Consider the following 13,888-nt stretch of genomic DNA (forward strand, 5'->3'; position numbering starts at 1 on the left):
TCCATCACACTATTCCCTATCACACCAGGGTCATCTGACCGGCATAAAGAATGAAAAAACGCAAAACGAATACGCCGAACAAGCTGAAACCGGAAACCGTGAGCAGGAATGAGACCCGGTGGCGCAGGTTATGGCTGCAATAGCGGTTTAGAGCCAATGGCAGCACCATGCCGCAGCCAACCACCCAGAACCAGAACATCAGCGCCCAGAAACCGCCGCCGAGGGCGGCTGTCACCGCCACTTCTTTCTGTCCGCCGCCAAACCATAGTCCGGTAAAAAAAGCCAACAGCAGAAAAAGCTCCAGCCAAACCACCGGTTTTTCCAATCGATGAACAAAAGCCAATGCCGGGCTATGGAGCGGCTCTTTGAAAAAAGCCACCGAGCACAGCACCATGGCGGCGATACCGGAAGAAACACCTGAAAACAGGAATAACACCGGCAATACTGGGTTATTCAACAGTGGGTAACTCTTCAACGCGGATAACAGAAAACCGGTATAAGCCCCTAATGCGACCGCCAGAAACATCATCAACGGCTCAAGTTTGCGTTCAATTGGAGCCAGTTTATTCAGTAGCGCGCTAATCCAGCTCAATTTAGGATAAGGCTGTAAAAATGCCGTTATTCCCCGACGGAATATCACCGCCAGCCAAACCAATAACACCAACATATAGATCTGAAATAACATGACGCCCAATGACATCACCGAGCTGCTGCTGTAGAAAAACATCAGCTTCCAGAAAGTCCAGGGGCGGGTAAGGTGCAGGATCAAAATAAGCAAACCCGCGATAACTGCCAGTGGCGCGATAATTGCGGTGGATTTTAGTAAGCCACTTTGCGCGGCATCCTCCCCCAAGACGCGCCACTTAACCAGCAAGCTCACCACCACCATACCGGCCGAAACCCCGATTAAAAACAGATAGATAGCAATCGGCCAGTCCCAGACTAATGACTCAAAATGAAAGGGCGTATTCAGTGCAGGACTCATCCGGTTATCTCCCCATACTGGAAAGGAACACGATAAAGTTTCGGTTGTGTTCCCAGATGTAACTTGGCGCGATAGACCGTGCGCTGATGCAACAGCTTCACCAACTCACTGTTGGCATCATCCAAATTGCCAAAAACCAGTGCTTTAGTTGGGCACGACAAGACACAAGCCGGTTGTTTGCCCTGCTTGAGATTAGTTTTGCGGCAAAAATCGCATTTGTCGGCGGTTTTCGTCACCGGATGAATAAAGCGAACCCGATACGGACAGGCCGCGATGCAATACTGGCACCCGACGCAAAGGTCAGGATCGACGTCAATAATTCCGGTCGCCTTATCGCGATAAGAAGCCCCGGTGGGGCAAACATCGACACACGGCGCTTTATCACAATGCTGGCAAGAGTGGCGGTAAAACTGATATTTCACCGCCGGGAACTCGCCAATAGGCTGACTGCGGATGATGCTTAAGCGCGAAACACCGGCGGGCACCTGATTAACTTCACGACAAGCATCCATACAGGCGGTGCAGCCAATGCAGCGGGTTTCGTCATGCAACATACCGTAACGAACACCATCAATCGTGCCGCTCAGCGCCAATGACCGCCCAGATGAGCTGGTCATAAAAATCAGCGCCCCCATACTGACGATAAAGTGACGACGATTGGTCTTCATGGCGCGTCCTTAGGTAGCAACTCCTGCTGACGGCGATGGCAATCCACACAGATTTTGACCCGCCCTTTATCATCCAGCCCATGCATTGGATCTGTTTTGGGGTGCAACTGATGACAACTGACACAAGAAAGTTTCAGCATATGCACATCATGTGGCCAGAATGCTTCGCGTAATTTTTCCGGCTGATGACAACTCATACAAACACTGTTTTGTTGTGACACACTGAACATCGCCTTATCGGCATTCAACATATCACTATTAAAACGCATCACATCTTTGACGCCATTTCGGTGCAGTATTGATGCTTTTCCATGACAATTAGTACAAGTTACCGCCAGTTGAGTATTCGGATTGATGGCTCCGGCATGTTTACCGTGTAACTCATCTTTTTGTTCTTTATGGCATTGGACACAAGCTGCATCCGGGTTGCGCTGCGGCTCCACCACATGGCGCGAGTCGGCAGCTTTCGGCGGTTCGGCCGATGTTGTGGCGAATGTGGGCAGAGCCAACACTGCCAGCAACACTGCTGAACAGAATGAACGTAAAACGCGCATAGTTATTCCACCTTTGCTATGGCTCCAAGTGGGAGCCAGTTTGTCTCTGGAATAGCTCCGGCAGGTGTTTTACCCCACCGGAACGCCTTTTACTGGCTCAAACGGCCCGCTTTTTTGGCTTCGGCATCCCAGGCTGGCACCACTTGTTGCAGAAACTCCTGCTTCTGACTGTTCAGCTTATCCATGTCCATCCCCAGCGCTTTTTGCGCATTGAGTTTGGTGGAGATATCCGGCAGTGGAATTTCGTGGCTAATCCCCTTGGTGGCCAGTAAGCGCGCTAATTTGGTACGGGCGTCTGCGGCTTTATTCAACGCGCCGCCGAGAACCCGCAGCCCCACATCCGGTGCATGCATATGAATGCCGTGGGAGGCAATGGCGTAATCCCAGCGCCACTGCGCATGGCGAATATCCTGCAAAATCGGCTGCATTTCTTGCTCCGTCGCCCCTGCATCCCAAGCCGCTTTGGCCTCGTAATGCGCATGAACCAGCTGTTTCTCAACATTCAGTTTCAACTCCTGAATGCTGGCTTTGCGTTCGGCGACAATATCTTGCAAGGTTTTTTTATCTTGGGTATGGCAGTTAACACAGGTGGTTTCGAAACTATCAAAGGGATTACGAATTTGATGATCGGTATACACTTTACCCGCCGCATTTTGGATTTTCGGCATATGGCAATCAATGCAACTGACATTATTTTTACCGTGAATACCTGCACGCCAGGTTTCGTATTCAGGATGTTGCGCTTTCAGCAGAGGGGCTTTTGACAGAGGGTGAACCCAATCAGAGAAAGCAATTTCATCGTAATATTTCTCCATCGAATCTACATCAGTCCCTTGATCCCAAGGGAGTTTCACGGCTTTATCTTTACCGGCGAAGTGATATTCCACATGGCACTGACTGCACACCATAGACTGTTGATCCAGGCGGCTGGCATGCTCGAAAGGTTTGTTGATAGATTGCAGCGCGCGGTCAATATAGGGGCGAGATAGCACCAATGCAGGTTTACCCGCCGCAAAATCGGCCGAGGCGGTGTCATGGCAATCGGCGCATCCCAACTGATTGACCACTTCCGGGCCGCCTCTGGCCCATGTGCCGTTGAAATAGCCCTCCTCCCCCTGTTCATTAATTAAACGGGCGACATCCGGGCTTTTGCAGCTCCAACACGCCATGGGTAGTGGGCCATCTTCCGCGGTTTTGGGGGCCGCTGTGCGCAATGTTTCCCGCACATCAGTGACGGCATAAGCATGCCCGCGCGGTTTGTTATAATCTTTGGCGAAAGGATAACCCGCCCACAGAATCACCAAATTAGGATCTTCGGCCAATGCATCTTCTCGCGGCCCACTTTCTTTGGTTTTCAACCAAGAGGTGAACTGATCCGCATGCTGCTGCGCGAACTTATCGTTGCGGGCCTCAATCGGCGGCGTAGGTGCTGCCGACACAGAAAACACCCCTCCGATGACCAATAGCGCCAATATCCCTACCGACATTTGTCTTATAAATTTGCTCACAATAGATACTCCAGTGTGTTTTTCCATACCGGACGCCGCCGGTGCTTGCACCAGACAGTCATTTTTTTATTTTTAAATCCGCACCGGAATGTAAGACACTCACTCAGTGATACCCATGACAGATTTACCCAGTGCGGGTTATGGAGATAGTAAGGAGGATTTTCAGTAAATGATTTGTTGTAGTAACAATGCTTGTTTTAGATCAAATATTCTTTGTGTGGGTATTTGATTTTATGAACCAGCTCAAAAAAAACTCAGCACCAAACAATTTTTGCATAAAATCAAACATATACCTCTTTGGAGGTATGAAGCGAGAAAGGAGAAATAAGAAGTCGGATAGATTTCTAAAGCTGCCTGTGCGGCAGTGAACCGTGTGACCAGCTTCGCCGCTGGACATATGCCTTTCTAAGCTGCCGGTGCGGCAGTGAACATAGCCGTGCAAAAGCAGCGGCCATATGACGTTTTCTAAGCTGCCTGTGCGGCAGTGAACGATTAGATTACTGTGGGCCTTGGGATTGTTTATTTCTAAGCTGCCTGTGCGGCAGTGAACACATAACTATTCCTCAGTAGATTGCTGTAATGTTTCTAAGCTGCCTGTGCGGCAGTGAACCCCTGCGCCTTTATCTCGTTAAGCGCCTGAGTTTTCTAAGCTGCCTGTACGGCAGTGAACACGTTACCACTAAGAAGGGCCGTGACCGTATTTTTCTAAGCTGCCTGTACGGCAGTGAACAATATGGCGCTGATTTCCCTGGTGTTAAAGTATTTCTAAGCTGCCTGTGCGGCAGTGAACCAGTCAGTTTCTTGACGAGAAAGAGGGTAACCTTTCTAAGCTGCCTGTGCGGCAGTGAACATCACCACGCGCACCAGCTCCCAATCCATCGGTTTCTAAGCTGCCTGTGCGGCAGTGAACGATGAGTCTGCGTTCCTGGAGCGGCCTTATCTTTTCTAAGCTGCCTGTGCGGCAGTGAACCTCTTCATGCTCTGGAATGATGGGCCAGTGTCTTTCTAAGCTGCCTGTGCGGCAGTGAACGTGCGAGCTTGTCTTCCGGGCTTGGTTCTTTCTTTCTAAGCTGCCTGTGCGGCAGTGAACGTGGGGTGCGCCGCTAACAGGCATTCCCCGCTTTTCTAAGCTGCCTGTGCGGCAGTGAACTGGGTTTCAAACGTATCAGTCGCGTCCATCAGTTTCTAAGCTGCCTGTGCGGCAGTGAACACCGCCAGCCATTTCACGCTGGAACGGGTTTTTTTCTAAGCTGCCTGTGCGGCAGTGAACAATGACCATTTGGCTAAAGTGTGGCTTGAGTGTTTCTAAGCTGCCTGTGCGGCAGTGAACTCGCTAGATGGTGCTTGCGGTTGACTGGTGTATTTCTAAGCTGCCTGTGCGGCAGTGAACCGCTGCGGCAAGAGAAAATTGACGAAATTTTATTTCTAAGCTGCCTGTGCGGCAGTGAACAGTAGAACAATACAGATAACTTACTGATAATAAAAGCGCATTAGACCGTAGTAATAAAAAATGATTTTTTAAAATCTTGGGGGTTTTTATATAAAATCAATAAGTTAAAAAGTACGTTAAAAAAAGGGTTTAAAATGAGGTTTAGCCAAAATGTTATTAAGCCTTTTTCTGCTGCGGATGATGTGACGAACAACAGAGAGTTTGAAAAACTTATAGTTCACTATTTTGTGGGCGGGCTTTGCTAGTTTTGTTATGTCAGAAAGAATAAATATGACCGATAAAATTGAGGTACTTCAGGAGATTAAGCAAGGATAATCAGCGGGAGAAACAGAGAAATGATGGCGGAGGAGGAGAGATTCGAACTCTCGAACGGTTACCCGTCGACGGTTTTCAAGACCGTTGCCTTCAGCCACTCGGCCACCCCTCCGCAACGAGCCGAACTATAAACACAGCTCCGCCGCTTGTAAAGCTTGTTCGTGTTTAATCGCCCAAAAAGCCGCCATCTGATTATCGAATGATGAATTAATCATCATGATGATGATTCACTGTACAACCGCTCCGAATATTTATTATCTAGAGGCCATTTTACCCAGCAACAGCACAGACTTCTTTGGGGTACCGGCAAATATTTGCTAAATTAGCAGCCGTTTCATTGATTGAACCACCGAGGTTGTATGTTGGAGTTTGAAGGCCGCAGGATTGATACCGACACTCAGGGTTACCTGAAAAATAGCGCAGACTGGAGTGAAGCTCTGGCCCCGATATTAGCTGAACAAGAAGGCATTACCCTCACCGAACCTCATTGGGAAGTGGTGCGTTTTGTGCGCGCTTTTTATCAGGAATTCAATACGTCACCAGCCATCCGAATGTTGGTAAAAGCTATGGCGCAAAAATATGGCGAAGAAAAAGGTAATAGCCGCTATCTCTACCGTTTATTCCCTAAGGGGCCAGCCAAGCAAGCGACAAAAATTGCCGGGCTGCCAAAACCGGTGAAATGTATTTAATTGGCGGCCATATTCTAGGTGGGTTGGTTAGTAGCGAATGTTAAATGTCTCAAATGGCGTGGCAGGATGAGGCTCTGTCAGCAGGCGATCAACTCGCGCCCCCCGTGGCCCGCCCTGTTTAATCCACGCCATCAGTTGCTCGACCGCCTGTTGTTCACCATAAGCCACCACTTCTACACTGCCGTCGTCACAATTGCGGGCATAACCGGTCACCCCTAACGCCAATGCTTGCCGTTGCGTGCTATAGCGAAACCCTACACCTTGAACCACACCATAGACATACGCCGCGGTGCATACTTTTGCCATATTAACCCCGCATCTATTTATCACCGTTCTTTTGGTTCAAGTGGAACGAAAAACGCGACTGGAAATAAGATTTAACCTGTTCTTCCATCGAGTGAATTTTTTGGTCAATGCTATTACACAGAAACTCATCACTGTTCATTGCCTGGACGCGCTGTAACGCAATCTCGTCAATTTCTTCTTTTTGTTTTTCTGTGAGTGCTAAGTCAGTTTGCTTATTCGTCATGATGCTGTCCCTATTTGGCAGAAAGAAAGTTACTATATCTCTATGAAGACTATAGCTCTATGAAGACTATAGCTCTATGAATACATATAGCTCTATGAATATAGTAGTGAAAAAGTTTTTAGTCGCCCTGTTGAACACAATATGCCCGCCCATAAGACACAGAATCGCCCCAATGGCCGCCAGATATCAAGGCCGCCGTGGTAGTGAGCGGCATGATATTGCTATATCATAATGGCCTTATTTTGATTGATAATGACTTATCAATTTCAACTATTTTGATTTAATAAGAATATTACAATGCGCCTATTTCTTGCTAAAGGACGTGAAAAATCCTTACTTCGTCGCCATCCATGGATTTTCTCTGGGGCCGTACAACACCTTGAAGGCAATGCAGTTCCCGGTGAAACCATCGATGTTCTTGATAGTCAGGGTAAATGGCTGGCCCGCGCCGCCTACTCTCCTGAATCACAAATTGTGGCGCGAGTCTGGACGTTCCAACAAGATGAAGTTATCGACAGTGAATTTTTTGTTCGCCGTCTACAACGGGCGCAAACCTGGCGGGATTGGTTGGCGCAACGCGATGGTTTGAATGGCTACCGCCTGATTGCCGGTGAATCCGACGGCCTACCGGGCATCACCATTGACCGCTTCCAAAATTTCCTGGTATTGCAATTGTTGTCGGCAGGGGCTGAATATCAACGCGCAGCGCTGGTCAGCGCATTACAACAGTGCTACCCGGAATGCTCTATTTATGACCGCTCCGATGTTTCGGTGCGTAAAAAAGAAGGTTTGCCGCTGACTCAGGGCACTGTTTGTGGCGAAATGCCCCCGGCACTGTTACCTATCACTGAGCACGGAATGCAATTGCTAGTCGATATTCAGCAAGGCCATAAAACAGGCTTTTATTTAGACCAGCGCGATAGCCGCCTCGCCGCGCGTCATTATGCTGAGGGCCGCCGCGTTCTGAACTGCTTCTCTTATACCGGGGCCTTTGCCGTTGCGGCGTTGATGGGGAATTGCCAGCAAGTTATCAGTGTTGATACCTCGCAATCAGTATTGGATATTGCCAAACAAAACGTCGAGCTGAACCAGTTAGATTTGAGCAAAACCGAGTTTATTCGTGATGATGTGTTCCAATTGCTGCGTAATTACCGCGCACAAGGGGAAAAATTTGACATGATCATCATGGACCCACCGAAATTTGTGGAAAATAAAAGTCAACTGGCCAGCGCTTGCCGTGGTTATAAAGATATTAATATGTTAGCTATACAGCTATTACGCCCCGGCGGCATCTTATTAAGTTTCTCCTGCTCGGGCTTGATGCCAATAGATTTATTCCAGAAAATTTTAGCCGATGCTGCATTAGATGCAGGCCATGATATACAATTTATAGAGCAGTTCCGTCAGGCCGCGGACCACCCTGTTATCGCGACATATCCTGAGGGTTTGTACCTGAAAGGCTTTGCGTGTCGGATAATGTGACTTGAAATGCCCTGCACTGCCCTCATATAGATGGCAGCGTAATGTTTATCCGGAGGTTATCATGATCGCCAGCAAATTCGGTATTGGGCAGCAGGTTCGCCACAACCTACATGGCTACTTGGGTGTAGTGATTGATATCGATCCTGAATATTCTCTTGAGCCACCAGCTCCTGATGAAGTTGCAAATAATGATACTTTGCGTTCATCACCTTGGTATCACGTGGTTATTGAGGATGATGAGGGGCAACCGATACATACTTATCTGGCTGAAGCGCAGCTGACTTATGAAGATATGGATGCTCACCCGGAGCAACCTTCATTAGATGAATTGGCCGCTTCTATCCGCCATCAATTACAGGCTCCGCGCCTGCGCAACTAAGTTTTGCACTGATTGATAAAACCCGGCATTGGTTGCCGGGTTTTTTATACCCAATAGATTTCGGGCTGCAGGTAGGCGGCAACAGAATGAACCCAAGGAGTTGAGATAACTCAATGAGTTGGGTAAGTGATAGCAGCCAACACCCCTGCATATTGAAAGATGACGGGGATAGAAAAATTACTCTTTCTCGAGTCCTAATCGCGGAATTTCAATTTTAGGACAGCGATCCATAACAACTTTTAGCCCTGCATCTGCCGCCAATGTTGCCGCTAACTCATTAATCACACCAATTTGTAGCCACAGCACTTTGGCTCCGATAGCAATGGCTTCCTGCGCAACGCCATATGCCGCTTCAGTGTTACGGAATACATCAACCATATCAATAGGATAAGGGATGTCGGCCAATTCAGCATAAACCGGCTGACCCAATAATGTCTTCCCCGCCAATTTGGGGCTGACAGGCGTCACCTGATACCCCTGCTGTAGCAGGTAAGCCATAACACCATAGCTGGGCCGCGCAGGGTTATCACTTGCCCCCACTAATGCAATTGTCTTCACCTGTTGGAGAATGTCAGCAATGTCTTTATCGTGCATTTTCAGTTCCTCTGATGCGCTAAAAGAGTATTTCAATCCATTTGCATCCAGATGGATTTACACATGTCAGGTGATAGCAAGTGTATATCATGTAGAAAAATGATGATAAACGCCGTCTAATTGATTTGATGTAATAGGTATAGTGGGAATAACTGTTAGATTGGTTATCTAATCTTTAAAATTCATTGAGATAACATCAATATAGTTATACTGATTGTTTCAGAAAGTAAATAAATATGGGCAACCTGAAAGACTTTGACACATAATCTAGCGTGTCTGACAATATAAACGGATATCACCCTCAGGAGTAGCACATGAAAGTTGGTCTGGTGGTCGCAGGGATTCTGGCCGTTAGCTGTAGTGCTTCCGCTATAGCCACGACCTTAAAACTCGCGCCGGAAATTGACCTGTTGGTGGTCGATGGTAAAAATATGTCAGGATCCCTGCTCAAAGGGGCTGATAGCTTGGAATTAAATAATGGACAGCATCAAATATTGTTCAAAGTTGCAAAACCTCTTCCGGCTGACCCGAAGATATTATATGCCTCCCCGCCATTAGTGGTGGTATTTAACACCCGCAATATCAGCTCGGTGGCGATACAATTACCCACTCTCGAGACTGAACGAGATGCCAGCAAGTTCTCTAAAAACCCGACATATCAGCTTATAGGTGATAACGGACGGCCATTATCGGTACGCCACGATGTATTGCATCAGGATAATCTCAATACTGCTACAACCCTTGAAACAGCCATGGCCACCTATAACGTCGGGCAATTCAGCGCTTCGGTTCCGTCTTTTGCCAAGATCCCGCCATCACCGGTGAGTGCTGTGCCGGGAACAACAATCGCAGTTGCGGGCACGAATACCGCCCAGAAAAAGACCAATTTACAAGGTGAGAATGTAGCAGAACAAATGCTGCAATATTGGTTCCTACAAACCGATGCCGAAACGCAACAGCGTTTTCTACTGTGGGCTAAAAAACAATCCACAAAGTAGTGAGGTAGAACCAAGGGCGTTCTTAAACATCAGGTTATGCTTGTCCCCTCGCATTTCTTGGCGTTACCCCTATGCACAAAATCGCCATTTCAGTAATCTGTCTGCAAACCGCTGGCACTCATACCCTAAATAACTCGAGTTGCAGGAAGGCGGCAACTGAGTGAATCCCCAAGAGCTTACACCAGTAAGTGATTGGGGTGAGCGAAGGCAGCCAACGCCCATGCAGCTTGAAGTATGACGGGTACATTGAAGGAAAACTTGATGGAACTCACCACCCGCACTATTGCGGCACGTAAACACATTGCACTGGTTTCCCACGACCATTGCAAAAAATCTCTGCTCGAATGGGTCATGGAAAACAGAGATCTTTTGGCACAGCACGAACTTTATGCAACAGGCACCACCGGAAACCTGGTACAGAAAGCAACGGGGATTGATGTCCGCTGCTTGCTCAGTGGCCCAATGGGGGGGGACCAGGAAGTTGGAGCGCTGATATCTGAGAAGAAAATTGATATTTTGATTTTCTTCTGGGACCCACTCAATGCTGTACCACATGACCCAGATGTCAAAGCCCTGCTACGTTTGGCGACAGTGTGGAATATTCCGGTCGCGACCAACCGCTCTACCGCCGATTTCTTGATTGGCTCCATCTTATTTAGCAGTGAAGTGACCATTGCAATACCGGATTATGAGCGCTACTTACAGCAACGCCTGAAATAATCATTAGGCTCGGGGGCGATAACTGGACTGATACCATACCTCGTCATTCTTCAAGCTGCATGGGCGTTGGCTGCCTTCGTTCACCCCAGTCACTTACTTATGTAAGCTCCTGGGGACTAATGAGCCTCATCCCTGAGGCTCACCCTATGGGCAGCATAAATGCTGTTCAAATCGGTTCCCGACCGATTTGTCGCTCAATTGCCGCCTTCCTGCAATTCGAATTATTTAGGGGATTACCCCTGGGCTTTATTTTTAACAAAAAACTGCACATGTGAATTTTTCATGCAATGACGTTCTAGGGTTTGCGCTGAGTTGACACTCCTAACTCGCTAAGTTGATTAACAAAAACAGAGGGGTTAGCCGTATCTTGTAGTAGCCAAACCTGATGTTTTGCTCGCGTCATGGCGACATACAGCAAACGCCGTTCTTCCGCATCAGGGAAATCTTCAGGGGCCGGTAGCAACACATCCTCCAAAATTGACTCGCGCGCCGCTGCCGGGAAACCATCACTCCCGTAATGTAAACCAACAATAATCACATAATCTGCTTGTTGACCTTTGCTGGCATGAATCGTCATAAAATCAATGGTTAACTTCGGCCAGCGGGTGGACACCTTTTGCAAAATTGCTGGGCGCAAATGATGATAGCGGGCCAAAATAAGAATGCGCTCATCATCCTTAACAAAACCACTTAACTTATCCAATAGCGATTCCAGCTGTTCATTCGGCAAAATAGTCACTGACTTTTCATTACCTTTACTCAAGCTGTTCAGTGGTTTTTTCAATTGGTATGGATTCTGTTGAATAAACCGGTTAGCAATTTCACCAATCCTGTCATTAAAACGATAGGTGGTATCCAATGCGCACTCAGCGCCCTCACCAAAATTCTGGCTAAAAGCCGTTGTGAGAGAAAGTTCTGCGCCGCTGAACCGGTAAATAGCCTGCCAATCATCCCCAACCGCAAACAGGCAAGTTTGCTTATTTTGTTTACGCAAAGCAGTCAATAACATGGCGCGCTGTGGCGAAACATCCTGAAACTCATCGACTAATATGTGTTTCCACGGGCTAACAAACCGCCCTTTTTCCAGCAAGTTAACAGCCTGATGAATCAGCCCGGAGAAATCAACTGCCCCCTCTTCTTTCAGCGCTGCTTTCCATGCTTTCAGTAACGGTGCCATTAGTCGGATACGTTTTTGGAAGAGATCTCGCACTTCTTCATCAGCCTGCTCAATCATTTCGGCCTGACTACCGCCGTGCATACGCATCAACCCTAACCAACGTTCAAGCCGCCCAGCCAGTCGGGCTGCAAGGCGCGAATCACGCCAAAACTCGCCATCATCGACTTCCCACGCTAACTCATCCGTTAGCCATTCTCGCCACCCTTTAGCCTGCGCCTTTTTTTCACTGCACTGCTGCTGCCAATGTTTGATCAACAGCGACCGTCTGGCTTGGCTGTCAGATTCAAGTTGACTAATCACTGGCATTTTACGGCTACCTTGCTGGATTATCTGCAACGCAAGTGCATGGAAAGTTTTGGCTTGAATATCATCCACACCAAGCCGTTGCTTGATGCGGCTGTTCATTTCATCGGCAGCCTGACGGCCAAAAGCGAGGAGTAAAATTTGCTCCGGCAGTGTTTCATTGCGGCGCAGTAACCAACCCGCTCGCGCAACCAGCACCGAGGTTTTGCCGCTGCCAGCACCGGCCAGCACCAATACCGAATCTTCGCCGTTGACGACCGCCCGACTTTGCGACTCATTGAGGGGCGAAGTTTCTACGCTCTGGAAGAAATCTTGATGTTCTTCCAACATGCGATGAGTCCATTGCTGATTGCGACGATCAACACTGCGGTTACCTTGATCCAGCCAGCGCAAACAAAGCTCATAATCGGCGCGGCAAGAATCAAACTCGGTTAAACGCTGAACCGGGATCGGCAATGACGTGAAAGCTTCGCGAATAGACGCCTGCACCTGACTTAACTCACTGCGTTTAAACCATTTATCCTGCTGCTCAATTCGCTTAATTAATTCAACTTGTTTATGTAAAACCTCAACACAAACCAGGCTCATCTCCTCACTCCATTGCTGCCAGATGCCCAGTAAATGATGATAGAAACGTTGCGTTTCCTGCCATTCGGTACCATGCAAACGCACAACTTGCTGATTCGGCAATTCAAACTCCATCTCGCCCCAGACAATACCGCGCTTACATTGAATGTTAACCAACTGGTTGAAAGGAATCAGGTATTGATGTTTATCACCGCATACTTCGATGCCCGCATTCAGCAAACGAACCCGGTTATAGGGATGCTGAGCCAGATGCTTGCCAAAAGATGTCGCTTTAAGTTCCATATCTGCGCGCCATTACTCGTATTAAGTGAATTGAAATAACATGATGGAGTGTAAATAAAATAATTGAGTTTAAACAACAGGTATCCGATAGTTAACAAAGGAAACTAACCGGCGCTATGCGTATAGAATAGCTAACGCCAGTTATCACTCACCCGCATTGCGGTTTTTATTCAGCCAGGTAGATTAATCACTATGCGTACTGTATTGAATATTCTTAATTTTGTTTTAGGTGGTTTCTTCACCACATTGGGTTGGTTATTGGCCACCGTGGTCAGTGTCATGCTGATTTTCACCTTACCATTAACTCGCTCTTGCTGGGAGATTACCAAGTTATCATTTCTCCCTTATGGCAATGAGGCGATCCATGTCAATGAATTATACCCAGAAAAAAGTAATCCTCTGTTATCCGCCAGTGGTTCTTTACTGAATATCGTTTGGTTTATTTTATTTGGTTGGTGGCTATGTTTATCACATATTGCAACCGGAATTGTGCAATGTATCACCATAATTGGTATTCCCGTCGGAATTGCCAATTTTAAGATTGCCGCTATTGCGTTATGGCCAGTAGGCCGCCGTGTCGTTTCTGTCGAAATGGCGCAACAGGCAAGAATGGCTAATGCTCAACGCCAGTATCAGCAACGCTGAATTTTCTGTTTTTAGAGGTTTT

At 47.7% G+C, this 13,888-nt stretch carries 14 protein-coding genes, 1 tRNA gene and 1 CRISPR repeat array; of the genes, 6 read left to right on the plus strand and 9 right to left on the minus strand.

What is annotated here, in order from left to right:
• Window positions 1-19: 19 nt before the first annotated feature.
• From nrfD to DXZ79_RS12440, 5 genes are all read right to left on the minus strand, one after another.
• A complete protein-coding gene (gene nrfD, locus DXZ79_RS12420; protein ID WP_038632203.1) occupies window positions 20-985 on the minus strand; it encodes a cytochrome c nitrite reductase subunit NrfD in 966 nt (321 codons plus the stop codon).
• Window positions 982-1,620 carry a cytochrome c nitrite reductase Fe-S protein gene (gene nrfC, locus DXZ79_RS12425; RefSeq protein ID WP_425330483.1) on the minus strand — a complete coding sequence of 213 codons (639 nt, stop codon included), beginning with the start codon at window positions 1,618-1,620 and terminating at the stop codon, window positions 982-984. Before nrfC ends, nrfD begins: the two co-directional genes overlap by 4 nt.
• 29 nt (window positions 1,621-1,649) lie before the next feature.
• Window positions 1,650-2,207: a cytochrome c nitrite reductase pentaheme subunit gene (nrfB, locus tag DXZ79_RS12430; protein ID WP_038632199.1), complete on the minus strand. Its 558-nt coding sequence runs from the start codon at window positions 2,205-2,207 to the stop codon at window positions 1,650-1,652.
• Between the two features lie 89 nt (window positions 2,208-2,296).
• A complete protein-coding gene (gene nrfA / locus DXZ79_RS12435; RefSeq protein WP_042562383.1) occupies window positions 2,297-3,694 on the minus strand; it encodes an ammonia-forming nitrite reductase cytochrome c552 subunit in 1,398 nt (465 codons plus the stop codon).
• A 363-nt stretch (window positions 3,695-4,057) separates the two neighbouring features.
• A CRISPR array of direct repeats spans window positions 4,058-5,165; the repeat unit is 28 nt; unit sequence TTTCTAAGCTGCCTGTGCGGCAGTGAAC.
• A gap of 339 nt (window positions 5,166-5,504) precedes the next feature.
• Window positions 5,505-5,592 (minus strand) — tRNA-Ser (locus DXZ79_RS12440).
• A gap of 247 nt (window positions 5,593-5,839) precedes the next feature.
• On the opposite strand from DXZ79_RS12440, the gene tusE reads away from it, so the two are divergent.
• Window positions 5,840-6,169 (plus strand): sulfurtransferase TusE, encoded by a 330-nt coding sequence (tusE, locus tag DXZ79_RS12445; protein ID WP_050291280.1) that lies wholly within the window; start codon window positions 5,840-5,842, stop codon window positions 6,167-6,169.
• 27 nt (window positions 6,170-6,196) lie between these two features.
• On the opposite strand, the gene yccX is transcribed toward tusE, so the two are convergent.
• Window positions 6,197-6,475, minus strand: coding sequence for an acylphosphatase (yccX, locus tag DXZ79_RS12450; protein ID WP_038632195.1), 279 nt, complete (start codon window positions 6,473-6,475; stop codon window positions 6,197-6,199).
• Window positions 6,476-6,488: 13 nt separating this feature from the next.
• Window positions 6,489-6,698, minus strand: coding sequence for a hypothetical protein (locus DXZ79_RS12455; protein WP_038632193.1), 210 nt, complete (start codon window positions 6,696-6,698; stop codon window positions 6,489-6,491).
• Window positions 6,699-6,989: 291 nt separating this feature from the next.
• Here DXZ79_RS12455 and rlmI point away from each other — a divergent pair, with 291 nt between their 5' ends.
• Both rlmI and hspQ read left to right on the plus strand, forming a co-directional pair.
• The gene (gene rlmI, locus DXZ79_RS12460) at window positions 6,990-8,180 is read left to right on the plus strand and encodes a 23S rRNA (cytosine(1962)-C(5))-methyltransferase RlmI (protein WP_172667597.1); all 1,191 of its coding nucleotides are present in this window, start codon (window positions 6,990-6,992) and stop codon (window positions 8,178-8,180) included.
• Between the two features lie 61 nt (window positions 8,181-8,241).
• Window positions 8,242-8,559: a heat shock protein HspQ gene (hspQ, locus tag DXZ79_RS12465; RefSeq protein WP_038632189.1), complete on the plus strand. Its 318-nt coding sequence runs from the start codon at window positions 8,242-8,244 to the stop codon at window positions 8,557-8,559.
• Window positions 8,560-8,736: 177 nt separating this feature from the next.
• On the opposite strand, the gene DXZ79_RS12470 is transcribed toward hspQ, so the two are convergent.
• Window positions 8,737-9,153, minus strand: a complete 417-nt coding sequence (locus tag DXZ79_RS12470; RefSeq protein ID WP_038632187.1) for a CoA-binding protein — start codon at window positions 9,151-9,153, stop codon at window positions 8,737-8,739.
• Between the two features lie 314 nt (window positions 9,154-9,467).
• Between DXZ79_RS12470 and DXZ79_RS12475 the strand changes: the two genes are divergently transcribed.
• Together DXZ79_RS12475 and DXZ79_RS12485 are read left to right on the plus strand one after the other, a co-directional pair.
• Window positions 9,468-10,151, plus strand: coding sequence for a DUF2057 family protein (locus tag DXZ79_RS12475; RefSeq protein WP_038632185.1), 684 nt, complete (start codon window positions 9,468-9,470; stop codon window positions 10,149-10,151).
• Between the two features lie 261 nt (window positions 10,152-10,412).
• Window positions 10,413-10,871 carry a methylglyoxal synthase gene (locus tag DXZ79_RS12485; RefSeq protein WP_038632183.1) on the plus strand — a complete coding sequence of 153 codons (459 nt, stop codon included), beginning with the start codon at window positions 10,413-10,415 and terminating at the stop codon, window positions 10,869-10,871.
• A gap of 295 nt (window positions 10,872-11,166) precedes the next feature.
• On the opposite strand, the gene helD is transcribed toward DXZ79_RS12485, so the two are convergent.
• Complete coding sequence (gene helD / locus DXZ79_RS12490) at window positions 11,167-13,221, minus strand: DNA helicase IV (protein ID WP_120011305.1); 2,055 nt, start codon at window positions 13,219-13,221, stop codon at window positions 11,167-11,169.
• Window positions 13,222-13,413: 192 nt separating this feature from the next.
• Between helD and DXZ79_RS12495 the strand changes: the two genes are divergently transcribed.
• A complete protein-coding gene (locus DXZ79_RS12495) occupies window positions 13,414-13,866 on the plus strand; it encodes a YccF domain-containing protein (RefSeq protein WP_038632180.1) in 453 nt (150 codons plus the stop codon).
• Window positions 13,867-13,888: the final 22 nt, after the last annotated feature.

Source organism: Yersinia rochesterensis, assembly GCF_003600645.1.
GTDB classification, from domain to species: Bacteria; Pseudomonadota; Gammaproteobacteria; order Enterobacterales; family Enterobacteriaceae; genus Yersinia; species Yersinia rochesterensis.